This is a genomic window from Streptomyces angustmyceticus (assembly GCF_040701845.1).
Classification (GTDB): Bacteria; Actinomycetota; Actinomycetes; order Streptomycetales; family Streptomycetaceae; genus Streptomyces; species Streptomyces angustmyceticus_A.
Genome location: NZ_JBFBHQ010000009.1, coordinates 111,453 through 128,103, shown reverse-complemented (window position 1 = coordinate 128,103; position 16,651 = coordinate 111,453). Strand labels below are relative to the sequence as shown.

The following is a 16,651-nucleotide window of genomic DNA, read 5'->3' as shown; positions in this document are numbered from 1 at the left end:
CGGGTTTCCGCCCCAACAGCCGCCGTACCCAGGCGAAACGGCGAGGCTAGCTCCGGGCAGGCAAGGCGTGCGAGAGCGCACTCATGCTGATGTCGATGACCGTGCGGAGCTGCTGCTGGCTCGCCCTGGTCCTGCTCATCACGGCCAGCGACTGGTTGACCGCCGATAGGTGAACCGCGAAGTCGTCGGCATCGCCGTCGGCCAACTGCGCGGCGTTCAAGGCGGTCCGCAGCCGCGCTTGTTGAAACCCCAGAGCTTCGATCGCGCGTGCGGCGATGGTGGGGCTGAGCACCGGTGCCGCCATCGCGGTCTGGGCGATCAGGCATCCATCAGGTACGTCAGGGTCGGCGATGCGCTGCAGGGTGACCTCGAAGAACGCCCGTACCGCCTGGAGCGGTTCCTCGGACGCACGTGACAGCGCCTGGTCGTACCTGTTTCCGTACCGCGCGGCGTAGCGGTCCAGGCAGCGCAGGTAGAGCGAGTCCTTGTCGCCGAACGAGGAGTAGAGGGAACTGCGGTTCAATCCGGTCGTCCTGGAGAGGTCGTCGAGAGACGTGTCGGCGTATCCGGCTCGCCAGAACTGGACCATCGCCGCGTCGAGCGCGATGCCCACGTCGAACTGCTTCTTCCCGGCCATCACGCATGCACCTCGTTCTCGGACCAGCCGTTGTGGCCCTGCCCATCCTATCTTGAACTGACCAGTCCAAGATGCAGTAGGCTCACGACATGACCGACGACGCCATGGCCCCGAACCGCTCCCGCGGCCAGAACCCGGTCCCCGGGTTGCCGCTGTACGACCTTGCGGGTTTCACGCACCGCTGGGTCGACGCGCAAGGAATCCGACTTCACGCCGTGGAAGGCGGCCGGCCGGCCGGTCCCACCGTCGTCCTGCTCGCCGGATTCCCGCAGACCTGGTGGGCTTGGCGAAAGGTGATGCCAGGCCTTGCCGAGCGATTCCACGTGATCGCGATCGACCTGCCGGGGCAGGGCCACTCCGACCGCCCTCAAGGGGGCTACGACACGCACACCGTCGCTTCGCGCGTCCAGGCCGCGCTGACCGCGCTCAACGTGCCGAAGTACTGGCTCGTCGCCCACGACATCGGGGCCTGGGTCGCCTTCTCGCTGGCCCTGAAGTACGAAGAGCGCCTGCATGGTGTCGCTCTGCTTGACGCCGGCATTCCCGGAATCACCCTCCCGGACTCCATTCCCACGGATCCCGACCGGGCCTGGAAGACCTGGCACTTCGCCTTCCACCTGGTGTCCGAACTGCCCGAGACTCTGCTCACCGGCCGCGAGCGTGACTACGTCGGCTGGTTCTTGAAGGTCAAAGCTCTGTCCCCGAACACCTTCGACGGCGCCGAGATCGACCATTACGCCGCTGCCATCGCGGCCGAGGGAGGTCTTTCAGCATCTCTCGCCTACTACCGCGACGCCGCGGAATCAGCGCGTAAGAATCACGACGCTCTCGAACGAGGGCACTTGACCGTCCCGGTGCTGGGAATCTCCAGCTCCCATGGCTCGATCCCCGACATGGCCGCCTCCATCAGCCCGTGGGCAGAGAACGCGACCGGCGTCGTCATCCCCGAGGCCGGACACTTCATTCCCGACGAGCAGCCCGACGCAACTGTGGACGTGTTGACCGCGTTCATCGATCACGAGTGTGTCGAGTAGTTCGCGACGCTGGTCAGTCCGGTGACGTCGGCGAGATCAGCCAGCAGCCGTCCTCCGGCATGACGACCCACCACCCCCGGACCGTCGGCGGAGACAGGAAGCCAGGGCCGCGAACCGATACCCTCCCCGCACGTAGAAAGTGCCTTCCACCTGGACCGACAGAACCCCACGACGAGGTTCATCGCCCCAGATCAGAGGGCACTGTCGCACTCCTGGCCACCAACCGGCCGCACATCAACGGAAACGGCGAGGTGAGAGGGGCTCGGGCCGTCGGCGTGGATGCCGGCGTTGTGGCGCTGATCAGGAACCAGCGCCGGGCAGCTTCTGCGACAGTTCGATCATGTTGCCCCACGGATCACGGAAGAACGCCAGCCGCCGGCTGATGTCCTCGATCTCGAAAGGTTCACCGATAAGGTCGACGCCACGGCTGGCGAGCTCCGCGCGTGCTTCGTCGGCATCGTCGACATGGACGCACATGTGCTGGTAGCCGCCGTGCTGCAGGCTGACTCCGAGGTCGTCGAGGACCTCGTTCGGGGAAGGCACCGGTCCGGCCGGCAGTTCCACATGGAAGGTGTGCCTTCGCCGCGTCGTAGTCGGGAACGCGGATACCCACATGGTGACCACTGAAGGACGAAAAGGGGCTTGCTGGGTTTTTCGGCGGGTGGGCCGGCATGGGCATCGCCATCACTCCTCTTCTGCTGAATCATCAAGGGATGGCACGATGAACCAGACGGTTCGGCCCACCGTGCGGTTCGGTGCGGAATAGTCAAGCTCCGGGTATTCGTGAAGCGCCTCCAGCAGATGAGGCTGCAGGCTCATGAGGCGAGGACGTCATGGAATGGGGGCGCCTGGCGCTGGAGTGCGGCGGGCCGCTTCCTGCCTGTCGGCTTCGTCCCGGCCGTCTTCGAAGACGAAGAGTGGCTTGGCGTCATGTGCGGGTGTTTCGGCGAGCGCGATGGCTTCGGTGAAGCGTTCCAGTGGGAAAGGCCGGCCCTGGGGGATGCTGAGTACGTCCTCAGCGACGAGACTGCGGACCTGGGACAGGGCGTGCAGCGCATCGGCAGGTGAGGCCGTGCCGAACCAGCGGTTCAGCCAGAAGCCACGGACCACTTTGGTCTCGTAGATGACCGAGCGTGCCTGCAGCGGGATCGTCAGCGCTGCCGGATCAGTCTGCCGATGGGTGGAGAGCGCGCCGTAGACCACGAGTTCTCCTCCCGGAGCCAATGCCTGGGAAACCTGGGCACCTACGGGTCCCGCGACACAGTCGGTGGCCTTGCGTACGCCGGCCGGTCCTGCTGTCTCAGCCACACGCTGCAACAGGTCCTCGTCCTCGGTGCAGATGACCTCGTCACCACCAAGGGCTTTGATCTCCTCAACGGCACCACGTCGCCGCACGACGTTGATCGTGCGAATACCCAAATGTCTGGACAGCTGGATGACGAGCCGGCCGACGGTGGAGCCCGCAGCCGTCTGCAACAACCATTCACCCGGCGGTACGTCGAGTTCGCGCGTCACGAGGAGCAGCGCGGTCAACGGGTTGACGGCGAGCTGACAGGCGCTGGAGTCGCTCAGTTGGTCGGGGACCGGCAGGAGCCTTCGTGTATCGGCAACAAGGTATTCCTGCCACGTTCCGGCCGCCTGGGGCCCGGGTACCGCCGGTACAGCGGCGACCACCACACGCCGGCCGACCTTGAGTCCCTCGGTGTCCGGGCCCAGGGCCTCGATACGGCCCACGCATTCCATGTGACCCCCGACAGCGGGAAACTCGGGGGAGAAACCGTAGCGTCCGCGCAGCACGTGCAGATCACTGGCGTGTACCGGAGTCGCCTTCACACGGATCAACGCCTGACCGGCTTCCGGCGTGGGAACAGGCCAGGATTCCAGCCGCAGGACATCGGCAGGCTCGCCTACCTTTCCGGCTACGAGCGCGCGCATGGATTGAGGCATGAGTGACCTTTCGACTCTCAGCGCCCGACGAACTCGGCGGGTGTATTCAGCAACGGCTCGCACTGGGTGGGTCCCGGTTCAGACAGTCACGGGGTGGGATCGTCCATAGGCTCCAGTCCCGGCTGTGAGTGGCGGGTCACGTGCCCGGGCGGGGAGCTCGTAGGTGCCGGCGCCGGGCCAGCTCTTCGTCGTCGACCAGCGTGAGCATGGGCTGACCCGGTGCGCACATCATGGTGACGAGGAAGCGGCTGGGGGAGTCCGTGCGGTTGTTGCCGTCCTGGTAGTGGATGACATCGCCGCCCGGTTCCCAGAATGTCTCCCCGGCCTTGATCACCCGCTCCGGCTCACCTTCCAGTTCGAAGAGCATCTCGCCCTCCAGCACGTAGCCGAAGGCAGGTCCCGAGTGCCGGTGCGGAGGGGTGCCGGGATCGCCGGGAGGGAACTCGACGACAGCCGTCATCGCCTCCGCCCCCTCCGGAACGAACGGCGGTTTCGCGGACTGCAGCACGGTGAACGCCGTCTTCCATGCTTCCGAGCGCGGCTGGCTCGCGGCGCTGCCCGCCGACTGTTCGTGGTTCGACATGGCGAGGTCTCCAGTGGTGGGCGGCCGGTTCAGGTGAGCCAGTCGGTGTAGTGGGTGGGGGCGATCCGGGCGTCGCCCTTGGTGGTGAGCACATCGCCGGGGACGGCGGCGAACATGCCGGCGGTGTCGTCGGTGACGACCGTGCGGCCGTCAGGTCGGGCGTTCAGGGTGATCCGGCCGAGTTCGTCGAGGGGATAGGTGTCGGGCCCGCCCACGTCGAGGGATCCGTTCAGAGGGGTGCCGGCGGCGACTTCGGCGACGGTGTCGGAGACGTCCTGGGCGGCGATGGGCTGGATTGGGGTGGTGGGCAGGCGGACGGTGTCGCCCTCGGTGGTCCAGGACATGAAGGCGTCGACGAACTCCATGAACTGGGTGGCGTGGACGATCGAGTAGGGGGTCGGACCGGCCTTGAGGATGTCTTCCTGCAAGACCTTGGCGCGGTAATAGGCGAGGTCGGGCACCTGGTCCGCGCCGACGATCGAGAGGATGACGAAGTGCCCCACCCCGCCCTTGTGACCGGCGGCCAGGAGATTGTCCATCGAGGCCTGGAAGAAGGCGGGAGAGGCGTCGTCGAAGGTCGGGGAATTCGTCAGATTGACGATGCAGTCCGCTCCGGCCACCGCTTCCTCCACACCCTCGCCGGTGATCACGTCGACACCTGTGGCCGGCGAGTGCGGCACGGCCTCGTGCCCGGCGGCGTTCAGTTTCTTCACGACCTGCGACCCGATCAGACCGGTACCGCCGATGACTGCGAACTTCATGGGTCACCTCTCGTCGCGCACCGATAGGTCATGTGTCCAGATTGCGGCGATGCGGTGCACGGCGCACGCTGGGCTGTGCGCTCCCGGGGATGCCGGTGGTGGCGCTGTGTGCTTATGGCGTCGCTGAGGGCACTCGTTGCACGGGGGTGCGGCCAAGCGTTTCCACCGCCCTACGGCATCGTGTCAGTGCTGCTGTGGCCGGACGGTATCGGCGAATGCGTCCGCCGCGACCGGGACTTGTGGCCTCGCTCGCTACTCGGCCGACCGACCACGTCAGGTGTGACGGTCAGCCGCCGATGGGGGCACACGCCGATGCTGGGTGGCCCGAGCGCTCAGGCGGCGATGCCGTCGATCGCCAGGGGACGGTGGCGGGGGCCGCGGAGGACGGGGGTGCCGCGGTAAGGCGGCGGGTCGCCATCAGCCGTGGGTTCTCGCTTCGTTGGGCGGACCAGAACATCGGCACCCCATGCGCTGGTCATCGGTATCAGTCGACGGCCTTCAAGCCGCCCAGGGCCTCGCCGAGGTCGAGTTCGGTACTGCCACGGGTCTGGAGGCCCAGCTCGAACAGCTCTGCCAGGCGTTGCTGCGCGGCCGGTCCCCGTACGAGCTGTTGGAACAGGGCGGCATCCGCGCGTACGTCGGCCGAAGTCGGCAAGGTGAGCGCATTGATGGCTGCTTTGGCTGCGATCAGTGCATGGCGGGGGAAGTTCCCTATGCGCGCGGCAAGACCGGCTACGAACGCGTCCAGCTCGGCGTCGGGCACCGCGCGGTTGATCCATCCGTAGCGTTCGGCTAGTTCGGCGTCGAAGTCGGCCGACGTCAGCACGGCTTCGAGCGCTCGGCCCCGGCCCAGCAGACGGGTGAGGTGCTGGATCGCTCCCGCGCCGGGCGGGGTGCCGATACCGACTTCCGGCTGGCCTACGACGGCGTTCTCGCGGGAGGCGAAGCGCATATCGCAAGCGAGGAGGAACTCGCTGCCGGCCCCCCGTGCCCGGCCGCGCAGCTTGGCGATCGTGACGGCCGGGACCTCGCTGAGCTTGCGGAACAGCATCCCCAGGGAGGCGTCGCCCGGACCCCCGGCCCTCGCGGCTTCAGCGGTGTATTCGGACACTTTGGTCAGGTCGACGTGCGGGAAGAAGAAGTCGGGATCGACGCTGTCGAAGACCACCACGCGTGCACTCTCCGGTTGGGACACCTCACCGAGCAGTCCGACCAGGTCGCGCACGACGTCGGGGCCAATGAGGTTGATGGGCGGGGCGTGGAAGGTGGCGGACAGGACGTTGCCGTCCAGACTGACGCTGATGGTCTTGTAGGGGGCGGTCATGTTCTCTTCCTCTCCGCGCTCACCACGGCCCGGTGCCCATCCTGACTGTCGGAGCTGGTGCTCCTCGAGCTACGGCACGACCGCGCGGCGATCTCCCTTCAGCCGGAGCAGGTTCAGGCGGGAACGATCAGATCGACCCCGTAGGCCGCGACGGCGAGGCAGGCGGCAAAGCACAGCACAGCCGTGGCGGCCGCCACCTTCTGCGGCCGGCCCCGGGGCACGTCGGGGGCGGGCTCTCCGCGTCCCGCGCGGGCCCATGCGGCCAGGCCGAGCGAGAACATCACGACGACCACCACGGTGATCCCGAGGCTCACTCCGAAGACCCCGGCCAGAGTGCCCCAATCGATGCCCATCACGTACCTCCTTACTTCGGCGCCGGGCCGTCCCGCCGGCCCGGCTCAGGCGGCCGACCTGACGGTGGGCTCCGCGCCGGGTTCGGGCACCTCGTTGACGTTCTCCGGACTCACCGGACGGCGGCGCGAGAGCACGTAGAAAGCTGCCGCGGCAGCCAGCGCGACGCCCGCCACCAGCGCCACCCCTGCCGCGCCCCGATCGGCCACCCACGCCGCCACGCCTCCCACGGCGGCCGCGGCCGGCAGCGTCAGCAGCCAGGACACCGCGATCCGCCCTGCGATGCCCCAGCGCACGTGTGCCAGCCTGCGTCCCAGCCCCGCGCCGAGGATGCTGCCCGTACACACCTGGGTGGTCGACAGCGCGAAGCCCATGTGCGACGAGGCGAGGATCACCGCGGTCGCGCTGGTCTCGGCGGCGAAGCCCTGCGGGGCCTGGATATCGGTGAGTCCCTTGCCCATGGTCCGGATGATCCGCCAGCCGCCCGCGTACGTGCCCAGGGCGATCGCCAGGCCCGCGCTCAGCACCACCCACCAGGGCGGCCCCGCCCCATGGCTGAGAAGCCCGCTGGAGATGAGCGCCAGGGTGATGACCCCCATCGTCTTCTGGGCGTCGTTGGTGCCGTGCGCCAGCGCCACCAAGGACGCCGACCCGATCTGTCCCACGCGGAAGCCCTTTCCGACGGCGCGGCGCGAGGTCCTCCGGGTGATCATGTAAGCGAGGTAGGTGGCCAGCAGCGCTATCACGCAGGCCACCACCGGCGAGGCCACCGCCGGGATCACGATCTTCTCGATGATCGCGCCGAAGCGCACCGCGGAACCCCCGGCCCCCACCCACACCGCGCCGATCAGCCCGCCGAAGAGCGCGTGGGACGAGCTGGAGGGCAGCCCGAGCAGCCAGGTGACCAGATTCCACAGGATCGCCCCGATCAGCCCGGCGAAAATCATCACCAGGGACACTTCGCTGTCTTGGACGATGCCGCCGGAGATCGTCTTGGCCACTTCTGTGGAGAGGAATGCTCCGGCCAGATTGAGCAGACCCGCGACGGCGACGGCGACCCGGGGGCTCAGCGCCCCGGTGGCGATGGAGGTGGCCATCGAGTTGGCGGTGTCGTGGAACCCGTTGGTGAAGTCGAAGGCCAGTGCCGTGAGAATCACGGCCACGAGCAGGAAGGAGACAGATTCCATCCCGGTCCTCCACGGCGAGGGCGATCCGGCCGCGCGCACACCGAAACCTGTGTGAGAACTGCCGTCCCTCTCACGCTAAGTGCCCCTCCGAATCGCCGCCAACGCGATGGCGCGGGCAGGTCGCCGGCGGTTGGCTGCAGTCGGTACCGTGCCGGACTCCGCGACGGGCGTTGAGCACTACGACGACCTCGGAGCCGCGACGCATTGCCGCGGTCCACCTGGGTTCGCACCGTCCCCAGGGGACAAGAACCTGCCGAGTGGCACGTCCGGTTCCCGGCCGAGCCCCTGGTCAAGCCCTCGATGGGGCGATATGCCCATCGTAGTCGCGGCCCTGACGATCCTCGACTGCGGACGTCGATCGACGAGTGATGCTGTTCGCGCTTGTGGCAGTCTCATCGGGCCCGGACCGTAGACGGCCTTGCTGCCTCCACGGCCGGATGGCGGCGATGGCGAAATGCGGGCAGCGGATCGAATGGACGGCAGGATTCCGCGGAGCTGGAGCCGTTTTCCGTCGAACTTGAGCAGGACTGCCCTGGCGGGCAGGGCGGGCTCACGCCGTTGTCGACGACAGGGGACGGGCCTTCCGCAGGAGCCTTCCGTGCGCCGGCACCTGGCCGTTCGCGAGCAGCCGTCGAGCCGGTCGCCGGCCGGGCGCCGGTGACTCCCGGCTCGGGAGGGGCGGCACCGGGGACCAGCACGCGCCGCTGCTACCGGCCGAATTGACGCCGTCTGTGCGGTGGACGCCTTGTCGGCCCAAAGGTGTGCCGCGCATGCTCATGCCGTATGAGAGCGCTCTCGGGGGGGGCGTGCGTTGCGGGGGAGCGGAGTGAGGCGTCGTACGACTCGTGTGGTGGAGCGGCGCCATGGTGGCCGCGGTGGCCGGTGTCGCACGAGGCACTGGCGGGGTGCGCCGAGTCGCTCTCGGGCAACTGCGCACATCGATGCATCCTGCCATAAAGCATCTTTTTCAAGACGATTACCCAATTGGGTACTTCTTGCGGGCCCCATGCCCTGTGGACTGATCGTCGGCCTGGTGCGTAGAGCTGTGCACGACGGCCGGCGATCGGGGAGGTGCTCATGGCGACGCTCGGGGAGATCGGACGCGGGAGCGAGACGGAGCGGCTCCGGGCCGTGCTCGACAAGGTCCGCAGGGGCCACGGCCCGGCCGTAGCGGTCGTCCGCGGCGAGCCGGGAGCGGGGAAGACGACGCTGCTCGACGTGTTCGGAGCGCAAGCGTCCGCAGCCGGGTTCCGCGTCGCCGCGGTGCGCGGGACGGGGACGGACCGTCCGTATGCGGCGGCCAACCGGCTCATCGCCCAGTTATGGGCCGGCGACGGGAGACCCGTGCAGGCCCGGTACCGCATGACGCCCGGCGACGATCTCCGGGGGCTGGTGGCAGCGGTACGGACGGTCCGGGACGCCCCGGTGGCCCTGTGCGTCGACGACATGGCCCGTGTCGATCGCTGGTCCCTGCGGTGGTTGCTGGACCTGTCCCGGACCCTGTCGCCCGCGCCGATGGCGATCGTGCTCACCGCCAGGATCTGCGGTGCCGGATCCGGAGCCGTTCCCGGCACCACGAACGGGGACGCGGACGAGCCCGGCACCGCACTTCTCGCCGCCGCCGAGCCCATCGACCTGCCGGGCCTGCGCACGGACGACCTGCCCGACGTCGCCGCCGAACGATGTCGCGTCGGCCTCGACACCCGAACCGCGGCCGTGTGCGGCGAGCTCACCGGTGGCAATCCCGCCCTCCTGCACACCTTGCTGGCGCCGCACGCCGACAGCGTGCCCACCGCGGAGGCTCTCCGCGCCACCGCCGTGTCGGGCACCCTGGCCGGTGCCGACCGGTGGCTGGCGCCGCTGAGTGCGCCCGCCCTGGCCCTGGCGCGGGCGGTCTCCGTGCTCGGCGGCGGTGCCGAGGTCGCGGACAGCGCGGAGCTGGCCCACTTGACGATCGATGAGGCGCTCGGTGCCGTCGACCAACTCGTCGGCGCCTGCCTGCTCGCCAATCGCACCCCGCTGACCTTCCGTCACCCGCTGCTCGCGGCGATGGTGCTCGGCCGGATCGCCGCCGGTACCCGCATGGCTCTCCACCTGAGGGCAGCCGCCCTGCTGCGGGACCGGCAGGCCGCCACGACGTCCGTCGCCCACCACCTGGTCGCGGCCGGCCCGGTGGGCCAGGAGTGGGCGGTGCGCCATCTGTGGCGGGCCGCACGCCAGTTGGAGCAGGAGGGCAGGCCGCAGGACGCGGCAAGCTGCCTGCGCAGAGCCCTCCGCGAACCCCTGGGGCCCCACGAGAAGTCGGCCCTGCGCCGGGAGCTCGCCGAATTGGACGCCTTCGTCGACCCGGAACGCGCCATCCGGCTCCTGGACGCCGCCCGCCGCGAGTCCCACGCCCCCGGCGTCGTCGTCGAATACGCGCTGGCCCTGGCCGCCGTGCTCGCCGAGTGCGGCCGGGCCGAAGATGCCGTCACCGTGCTCGATGACGGTGCCGCGCGGCTCGGACGAACACCGGGGGACCGCTCCTGGCAGCTGCGGTTGCGCCTGCACAAGGCGTTCACCTGCAGGCGTGGCCCTCTATGGCTGGCGCAGACGGCCGATCCGCCGGGCAATCTGACACTCCAGACCCCGCACAGGGGGATCGTGGGCCGGGAACTCGCGGCGCTGCGCGCAGTCCACGCGGTCGATGCCGGGGCCGACCGGGCGGCGGCCGTGAGGCACGCCCGGCAGGGCCTGCCCCGCGGTGCGGAGTGCGGATCGGCCGGCTCTGCCACCCTGCTGTGGCAGGCCTGCGGTGTACTGGTGGCGGCCGGTGAAGTGGCCGAGGCGTGGACGCACTGCGGACGGGGACGCCAGGTCGCCGGCGCCGGACCCGGCCGCTGGGACCACGTCAAGGTCGAGTTGCTGCGCGCGACGGTCCTGCGGGCCCGAGGCGACCTCCACACCGCCGACGCCACCCTGACCCCCGTGGTCGACCGTCTGTCGGCCTCCGCGGCCGCCGGTCACCCCTCGGCGGTGACGGCCGTGGCGGCCCTGGCCGAGGTACGGGCCCTGAGGGGTGCGACCGACTCGGCGCGCACCCTGCTCGCCGAGAGCGGCCTGGACCGGGAGCCGCTGCCGTGGCGGCGGGACACCGCCCACGCCCTGGCAGTGCGGGCGGCGGTCCACGAGCGCGACGACCCCGCCCACGCCCTGGAGGACCTGCTCGCTGCGGGCCGTCTCCTGGAGGAAGCGGGCGTGCGGAACCCCGCGGTGCTGCCCTGGCGCTCCCGTGCCGCTCGGCTCCTCGTGGCGCGCGGCGAACGCGCGGAGGCCGCCGAACTCGCGGCCGCCGAGCTGGCCGACGCCCGCCGCTGGGGCACCCCGGAAGCCATCGGCAACGCCCTGCACGCCGTGGCCCTCACCGAGACCGCGAAGCGGCGCGTCGGCATCCTCGGGGAGGCGGTCCGGACGCTGGCCCGGTCCCCGGACCGCCTCCAACATGCCCTGGCGCAGGCAGACCTGGGTGACGGGCTGGCCGCGCTCGGGCACCGGGAAGCGGCCCGCGCCGAGTTGCTCTCGGCACTCCGGCTGGCCCGTGCGTGCGGCGCGGAGCCGTTGGTGCTGCGCGTCCAGGGAGCCCGGAAGCTGCTCCGGGCGACGGGCCGGGAGGGCAGGGAACCCTCCGGGACGCTCACGGACGCACCCGGTTCCGCGAGCGCGGCGGCACCCTCCGCGCACCCGGTGTCCGCCGTTCACGCCGCCCCGGACCCCGCTCATCCGCTCCTGGACAGCCTGACGCCCCAGGAACGGAAGATCCTCCGCCTCGCCAAGGACGGACACTCCAACCGCGACATCGCGGGCCAGCTCTTCGTCGCCGTTCGTACCGTCGAGTTCCACCTCTCCGGTGCCTATCGCAAGCTGGGGATCGCGGGGCGCCGCCAGCTCGCCGAGGTGTTCAGCGGTGCCTGAGACCGAGGTGGGGTAGGGCGGGGCGGCTTCAGTGCGTTCCCTCCGCCCACTCGGCGCCGATCCGCCGCCAGGAGGGCTCGTCGCCCCCGCCCGGCGCGGCGACGTACCGCTCGAAGCTGGCGACGGCCGACGTGCCGTGCGCCGACTCCACGGTCCGCGCCGCCAGGTGGCACAGGAGGCCGCGGTCCACGGGGGCCAGTCCGAGCCGGTTGAGGTGCAGGTACAGGTAGTTCATCACCAGCCGGAACGATGCGAACCACGCGTCGTCGGTGAGGAAATCCAGGTGCCCGTGGTCGGACATCAGGAGCCGGTGGAACTCGCTGAGCTGCCGCGTCGGCATGCGCGGAGCGAGCGCCGCCCCGCCCATCGACACCTCGCCCGAGGCGAGCAGCGGCTGGGCGATCCGCTGGTGGCGACGCACGGTCTGGGCCCACTCGCGCACGAATGCCGCGTCGGGGCCTGCGGCATCCGTGCTCTCCGGCACCGAGAGCGCCGCCTCCACCGCCCGCAACCGCGTGCCCAGGGCGGCTTCCTGCCGGCGGAACCGCTCGTCGAAGCGGGCGCGGCAGGCTGCCGGATCGTTCGTCCGGGACAGGAAGGCGTCCGCGTGCGAGCGCAGTGACAGGACCCCCCGCTCGATCGGCGCCCTCCCGTCCTCGAACGGGATCGCCGCCGCGGCCGCCGTGGCCCACATCAGGTCCAGGGCCAGCACGGACAAGGGGGCGGTGCGCAGATGCTCGTACATCCGGAACGTGAGGTCGGTCGTGTCGGCGAGGAACCCCGTCAGCAGCTCGCCCGCACGCAGCGAGCCGAGTACCTCCAGCCGGTGGTCGTAGGGGCGCTCCACGACGGTGTTGTCCGCCACCCACGGACGGAGCGGCCCGGTCTCCATCTCCAGCTCGGCGAGCCGCTCGTGCACGGGTGCGAGCGCGGCCTCGTCCAAGCGGACGGTGGACGGGCGGGATCGCAGGTAGGCCGTGACAGTGTCCACCACCATGGGGCGCACATGATCACGCCATGTCGACACGTCCGTGGAGAAGTTGAGGCGCAGATGCGGGCCGCGCCGCCAGTGCCGGCCGAACCAGGCGCTGCGCACCCAGGTCCGCACCGAGGCGAACGCCGGGCGGACGGCCCCCAGGATCAGTTCCGGCTCCGCTGCCTCGTCGTGGTGGTGGACGTGCAGGCTGTGCCAGGACACCTCGGTGGGCCCGGTCATGCGACGCCCTGGGCCTCGGGCAGCTCGGACAGCACCCGTCCTACCAGGAACCGCAGCTGGTTCTCCTGCCACAGCGTCAGTCCGAGGCGGTTGTTCACCAGGTGGGCGCAGCGCAAGAGCACCAGGCTGGTGGCCGGGTGGGCGGTGGCCTCCAGGTCCAGCGGTTCCGCCAGCGGGGAGGCCTTCCAGTCGGCGGCGAACTCGCCGGTCTCCTCCATGCGGTGCAGCTCGTCCCGCAGCCGGCGCACCGACGCCAGCCAATATCCGCGCTGATCGGTTCCGGGTGGTTCGGCGGCCAGCTCCCAGGTCCGCCGGGCCCGCGCGTGCAACTGCTCCCGCTGGGCGCGGTAGCGCGGCTCGACATCGGCCGCCTCGGGGCCGCTCCCGAACGGCAGCGGCGGACCACCGTGGCGCGCCCACCGGTCGCGGACCTCGTCGCACAGCGCGAACACCCCCACCACCAGGTCGAACGCGAGCAGCGCCCGCTGCTCCACCGAGGTGCCCGCCGACACCACCGACAGCGCCAGCCGGCTCGACTCGCAGAAGTGCCGCTCCACGGCGGCGATGGCGTGGCCGCGCCCGTAGTCGGCGTGCTCACGTTCGTAGGGGAGGAACTGGGCGGTGTTGTTGGGCCGCACCACGTCGTCGTGGCCCGCGCGCCCCTCCAGCCCGGCCAGCCCCTGCGCGACCTGCGCGAAGTGCGAGCGGTCCACGACGTCCGGGGCGGGCGACTCCGCGAGGTACGCGCCGAGGCGGCGCTCCGCCACCGCCGCCACGTCGGCGCGGTCATGGGCACGGGAAGGGAGCAGCCGCAGCCGCACATGCGGGCCGCCCTCCCAGTAGCGCAGGAAGAAGTACCGCTGGATCAGCCCGCGTTGCTCCAGCTCCGTCACCACCGGCTCGACGCAGTGCGTCAGCAGCGCGTCCTGGTCGGTGTCGTAGAAGATGTGCGCACACACCCAGTGCGCAGCCCGTGCGGTGGCCGGGTCCAGACGGGTGCCGTCGCCGTGGCCGTCGCCGTGTCCGTTCGTCATGCTCATCGTGTCCGTCCTTCGTTGATCTCGACGAGGAATTCCGTCACCCGGGGCCCGCTGCCGTCGTGGTCCGGCATCTCCGAGGGGCCGGGCAGGGCCTCCTGGAGGAACACCACCTGATCCGCCCCGGCGGCGAGCAGCCGCTCGAAGACGCCGACGAGCAGCAGGTTGGCGAAGTCCACATAGAGCGGCTTGCGGGACTTGACCCGCCACACCTCCCCGCTGACCACCGACTGCGGGTCCAGGGCGCGCACGAAACACCGCTGCGGCATCCCGTGCTCCGCCAGCCACCCGACGAGCCGCAACAGCAGCGAACGGTCGCTCTCGCCCTTCGCGCGCCTCGGCACGGCGTCCGGCGGCAGCACCCACTGCCGGCGGCTGACCGTCGTACGGCCCACGACCACCCGTGGCTCCGCCAGGACCTCGTGCACCTCGGCGAGGGACGGGTCGCCGAACATCCGCCGCCCGGGGATCAGCAGATTGGACGTGGCGCCGAAGGTCTGCATCAGCAGGCGCAGCGCGGGCGGCAGCCACAGCTCCGCGATCAGGTTGGGGTGGACGGGCCGTACCTCACCCTCGCGCCCCCGCGCGCGCAGGGTGAGCAGCCCGGGGCCGGGGTCGTGTCGAACGAGCAGGTCGCCCAGGCGGATGCGGTGCTCGGGGAGCCGCACGCTCAGGGCTCCGGGGTACTCGATCTCCTCGGCCACGGCGGACGCCCGCAGGCCCACGTTGCTGCCGAAGTGGCGGCAGGTATCGGCATGGACGAGGCCCGGGGGCGGGGGAGCGGTGTCCACGGCCGTGTCCCGCACCGCGTCGCAGCCCGCCTGGGTGAGGAGCCGCCGGATGCGGTCCCGCCCCCGGCCGTGCCCGGAGTTGACGGCGTTGACCACGAACGCGGGCGCGGAGCCGGTGCCGAGCGGCTGGCCGTAGTACGCCACGGAGTCCGGCGGCCGCATCCACGCGGGCCGGCGCTCCACCACCGAGAGCAGCCGCTCGGGGGCGATGTGGACGACGCCCTGCGCATCGGCCGGGACCGCGCGGACCACCTCGCACAGTGCGTCCCGCAGCGCGGCCAGTTCACCCAGCCGGGGAAGCCGGTGCTGGTGCATCGTCCGGTAGCCGTGCACGGCGACCGAGAGCAGCGCGGGCAACGCGGGATCCTCGCGCAGCCACGTCTGGACCAGCCGGTGGAAGGTGAGGAAGGGCACCGCCTCGCCGGGGCCGACGCGCTCGGCGAACAGATCGGCGAGCGCGACCCGACCGGGCAGACCGGGGTCGAGCACGGCGTAGCACTGCCGCAGGGCGTCCAGGTCCCGCAGGACCGGTCCCCAGGCACGGCGGTCCGGTCCGGGGCAGGGCGCCGCCACCAGAGCGTTCTCGATGACGCTGTTCTTGGCGGGCAGACTGATCCGGTCCGGGCCGAGCAGGCCCTTGATCCGCTGCAGGGCTTCCTCGACGGCACCGGTGGCGCGTACCCGCTGCATCGGATCGGTCAGGCGTGGATAGCCCGTCAGGATACCGGCGATCCCGGCGAGTTCCCTTTCCACCCCGACGAGTTCGGGGCTCGTCGCCCCGGACAGCCAGGAGCGCACATCGGCGACATGGTCGAGGGACTGGTCGGCGAGGGGCCGCTCGGCCTCCAGCAGACCCAGCTCCTCCAGGCGCGCCAGGTACGCCGCGGCCGTGGCCGGATCGCTCCCGGTGCGGTCCGCGACGATCCGGGCCGCTTCCTCGCACGGCGGCCGGCCCGTGCGTACCACCTCCACGCACTCCCGCACCGCGGCCGTCGCGGGCAGGCTGCGCAGCGGCTCCTCGGCGCCCGCCCCCAGGAACTCCCAGCGGCCATCGGTGAGCACGGCGCTGGGGTTGAGGCGCAGCCGCCTGCGTCCGGAAAGCTCGGGACGGCTGCCGAGTTCGCGTACGACCTGTTGGAGCACCCAGACGTTCAGCTCGGCGACCGTGCGCACCCCAGGACCGGCGGACGCCTCGGCTTCCGGACCGCGGCTCCACGTCCCCAGCCCGCTGGCGGTGAACGTGCTGAACGGGCTGGTCTTCATGCTCACCCGCGCCAGGTACTTGGCGAGCCGCAGCGCCAACGAGCGTTCCGGCGCGCGCTCGTCGGGGCGCGCGAGCCACTTGCGCACCTCGGCGAGGAGCACCGGACTGCTCAGGACGAGTCCGTGCTGGAAACCCGGTTCGGACGCCGCTTTGCGCAGCAGCACGTGCTGGGTGCGCAGGTGGTGACCGATCAGCTCGTCCAGCCGGGTCACCGCCTCCTGAAGGCCGAACCGCAGCCGTGCCCAGGCTTCCACCTCGTCGACGACGGTCTGGGGCAGCAGCGCCCGGACGCCGTCGTTCCACTGGCGCTCGGTGAGGGAACGGCGGTTGTGAACGGCCCGCCGCACGGCCACCAGGAGCGGCTTGGCGCAACCGCCGCGTCCGATCTGTTCGTAGAGGATGTCGGACAACAGGGAGGCCCGGCGGTCCAGTTGGTGTTCCATGTCGCGTACGGCCTCGGCCTGGCGCCACACCTCCGGCGAGCGCATGTCGTCCAGCGTGGGCGCGGGCAGCCCGCCGATGCGTACGCCGAAGGCGTCCGGGGTGGTGAAGTCCTCGGTCATGGCCG

The 16,651-nt window shown here is 70.8% G+C and carries 14 protein-coding genes; 2 read left to right on the top strand and 12 right to left on the bottom strand.

What is annotated here, in order from left to right:
- Positions 1 to 46: 46 nt before the first annotated feature.
- On the bottom strand, positions 47 to 637 hold the full coding sequence (locus tag AB0411_RS21350) for a TetR/AcrR family transcriptional regulator (protein ID WP_366418838.1): 591 nt from the start codon (positions 635 to 637) through the stop codon (positions 47 to 49).
- A gap of 89 nt (positions 638 to 726) precedes the next feature.
- On the opposite strand from AB0411_RS21350, the gene AB0411_RS21345 reads away from it, so the two are divergent.
- Positions 727 to 1,671, top strand: a complete 945-nt coding sequence (locus AB0411_RS21345) for an alpha/beta fold hydrolase (protein ID WP_366418837.1) — start codon at positions 727 to 729, stop codon at positions 1,669 to 1,671.
- Positions 1,672 to 1,971: 300 nt separating this feature from the next.
- Here AB0411_RS21345 and AB0411_RS21340 read toward each other — a convergent pair whose 3' ends face one another.
- The 8 genes from AB0411_RS21340 to AB0411_RS21305 all read right to left on the bottom strand — a co-directional run bounded on the left by AB0411_RS21340 (position 1,972) and on the right by AB0411_RS21305 (position 7,824).
- Positions 1,972 to 2,286, bottom strand: a complete 315-nt coding sequence (locus AB0411_RS21340) for a VOC family protein (protein WP_366418944.1) — start codon at positions 2,284 to 2,286, stop codon at positions 1,972 to 1,974.
- Between the two features lie 69 nt (positions 2,287 to 2,355).
- Positions 2,356 to 2,490, bottom strand: a complete 135-nt coding sequence (locus AB0411_RS21335) for a hypothetical protein (RefSeq protein ID WP_366418836.1) — start codon at positions 2,488 to 2,490, stop codon at positions 2,356 to 2,358.
- Between the two features lie 12 nt (positions 2,491 to 2,502).
- Positions 2,503 to 3,606 carry a zinc-dependent alcohol dehydrogenase family protein gene (locus AB0411_RS21330; RefSeq protein ID WP_366418835.1) on the bottom strand — a complete coding sequence of 368 codons (1,104 nt, stop codon included), beginning with the start codon at positions 3,604 to 3,606 and terminating at the stop codon, positions 2,503 to 2,505.
- Between the two features lie 148 nt (positions 3,607 to 3,754).
- Positions 3,755 to 4,201, bottom strand: a complete 447-nt coding sequence (locus AB0411_RS21325; RefSeq protein WP_366418834.1) for a cupin domain-containing protein — start codon at positions 4,199 to 4,201, stop codon at positions 3,755 to 3,757.
- 29 nt (positions 4,202 to 4,230) lie between these two features.
- The gene (locus tag AB0411_RS21320; RefSeq protein WP_366418833.1) at positions 4,231 to 4,962 is read right to left on the bottom strand and encodes an SDR family oxidoreductase; all 732 of its coding nucleotides are present in this window, start codon (positions 4,960 to 4,962) and stop codon (positions 4,231 to 4,233) included.
- Between the two features lie 484 nt (positions 4,963 to 5,446).
- A complete protein-coding gene (locus tag AB0411_RS21315) occupies positions 5,447 to 6,286 on the bottom strand; it encodes an enoyl-CoA hydratase/isomerase family protein (protein ID WP_366418832.1) in 840 nt (279 codons plus the stop codon).
- Between the two features lie 113 nt (positions 6,287 to 6,399).
- Positions 6,400 to 6,639, bottom strand: a complete 240-nt coding sequence (locus AB0411_RS21310; RefSeq protein ID WP_366418831.1) for a hypothetical protein — start codon at positions 6,637 to 6,639, stop codon at positions 6,400 to 6,402.
- Between the two features lie 45 nt (positions 6,640 to 6,684).
- On the bottom strand, positions 6,685 to 7,824 hold the full coding sequence (locus AB0411_RS21305; protein ID WP_366418830.1) for an inorganic phosphate transporter: 1,140 nt from the start codon (positions 7,822 to 7,824) through the stop codon (positions 6,685 to 6,687).
- A gap of 1,077 nt (positions 7,825 to 8,901) precedes the next feature.
- Between AB0411_RS21305 and AB0411_RS21300 the strand changes: the two genes are divergently transcribed.
- Positions 8,902 to 11,775, top strand: a complete 2,874-nt coding sequence (locus tag AB0411_RS21300) for a helix-turn-helix transcriptional regulator (RefSeq protein WP_366418829.1) — start codon at positions 8,902 to 8,904, stop codon at positions 11,773 to 11,775.
- A gap of 28 nt (positions 11,776 to 11,803) precedes the next feature.
- On the opposite strand, the gene AB0411_RS21295 is transcribed toward AB0411_RS21300, so the two are convergent.
- Genes AB0411_RS21295 through AB0411_RS21285 form a run of 3 tightly spaced genes read right to left on the bottom strand, consistent with a single transcriptional unit; the run spans position 11,804 to position 16,646 of the window.
- Positions 11,804 to 12,991: a thiopeptide maturation pyridine synthase gene (locus AB0411_RS21295; RefSeq protein ID WP_366418828.1), complete on the bottom strand. Its 1,188-nt coding sequence runs from the start codon at positions 12,989 to 12,991 to the stop codon at positions 11,804 to 11,806.
- Positions 12,988 to 14,031 (bottom strand): thiopeptide-type bacteriocin biosynthesis protein, encoded by a 1,044-nt coding sequence (locus AB0411_RS21290; protein WP_366418827.1) that lies wholly within the window; start codon positions 14,029 to 14,031, stop codon positions 12,988 to 12,990. The genes AB0411_RS21295 and AB0411_RS21290 overlap by 4 nt, the downstream gene beginning before the upstream one ends.
- Entirely contained in the window at positions 14,028 to 16,646 is a 2,619-nt protein-coding gene (locus tag AB0411_RS21285; protein ID WP_366418826.1) for a lantibiotic dehydratase, read from the bottom strand. The genes AB0411_RS21290 and AB0411_RS21285 overlap by 4 nt, the downstream gene beginning before the upstream one ends.
- Between the last annotated feature and the right edge of the window lie 5 nt (positions 16,647 to 16,651).

What these genes read in the sequence shown, in the direction of transcription:
- AB0411_RS21290 (WP_366418827.1), bottom strand. Translation starts at nt 14,031, where the DNA reads ATGAGCATGACGAACGGACACGGCGACGGCCACGGCGACGGCACCCGT.
- AB0411_RS21330 (WP_366418835.1), bottom strand. Translation starts at nt 3,606, where the DNA reads ATGCGCGCGCTCGTAGCCGGAAAGGTAGGCGAGCCTGCCGATGTCCTG.
- AB0411_RS21315 (WP_366418832.1), bottom strand. Translation starts at nt 6,286, where the DNA reads ATGACCGCCCCCTACAAGACCATCAGCGTCAGTCTGGACGGCAACGTC.
- AB0411_RS21350 (WP_366418838.1), bottom strand. Translation starts at nt 637, where the DNA reads ATGGCCGGGAAGAAGCAGTTCGACGTGGGCATCGCGCTCGACGCGGCG.
- AB0411_RS21300 (WP_366418829.1), top strand. Translation starts at nt 8,902, where the DNA reads ATGGCGACGCTCGGGGAGATCGGACGCGGGAGCGAGACGGAGCGGCTC.
- AB0411_RS21295 (WP_366418828.1), bottom strand. Translation starts at nt 12,991, where the DNA reads ATGACCGGGCCCACCGAGGTGTCCTGGCACAGCCTGCACGTCCACCAC.
- AB0411_RS21305 (WP_366418830.1), bottom strand. Translation starts at nt 7,824, where the DNA reads ATGGAATCTGTCTCCTTCCTGCTCGTGGCCGTGATTCTCACGGCACTG.
- AB0411_RS21320 (WP_366418833.1), bottom strand. Translation starts at nt 4,962, where the DNA reads ATGAAGTTCGCAGTCATCGGCGGTACCGGTCTGATCGGGTCGCAGGTC.
- AB0411_RS21340 (WP_366418944.1), bottom strand. Translation starts at nt 2,286, where the DNA reads ATGTGGGTATCCGCGTTCCCGACTACGACGCGGCGAAGGCACACCTTC.
- AB0411_RS21345 (WP_366418837.1), top strand. Translation starts at nt 727, where the DNA reads ATGACCGACGACGCCATGGCCCCGAACCGCTCCCGCGGCCAGAACCCG.
- AB0411_RS21325 (WP_366418834.1), bottom strand. Translation starts at nt 4,201, where the DNA reads ATGTCGAACCACGAACAGTCGGCGGGCAGCGCCGCGAGCCAGCCGCGC.
- AB0411_RS21310 (WP_366418831.1), bottom strand. Translation starts at nt 6,639, where the DNA reads ATGGGCATCGATTGGGGCACTCTGGCCGGGGTCTTCGGAGTGAGCCTC.
- AB0411_RS21335 (WP_366418836.1), bottom strand. Translation starts at nt 2,490, where the DNA reads ATGAGCCTGCAGCCTCATCTGCTGGAGGCGCTTCACGAATACCCGGAG.
- AB0411_RS21285 (WP_366418826.1), bottom strand. Translation starts at nt 16,646, where the DNA reads ATGACCGAGGACTTCACCACCCCGGACGCCTTCGGCGTACGCATCGGC.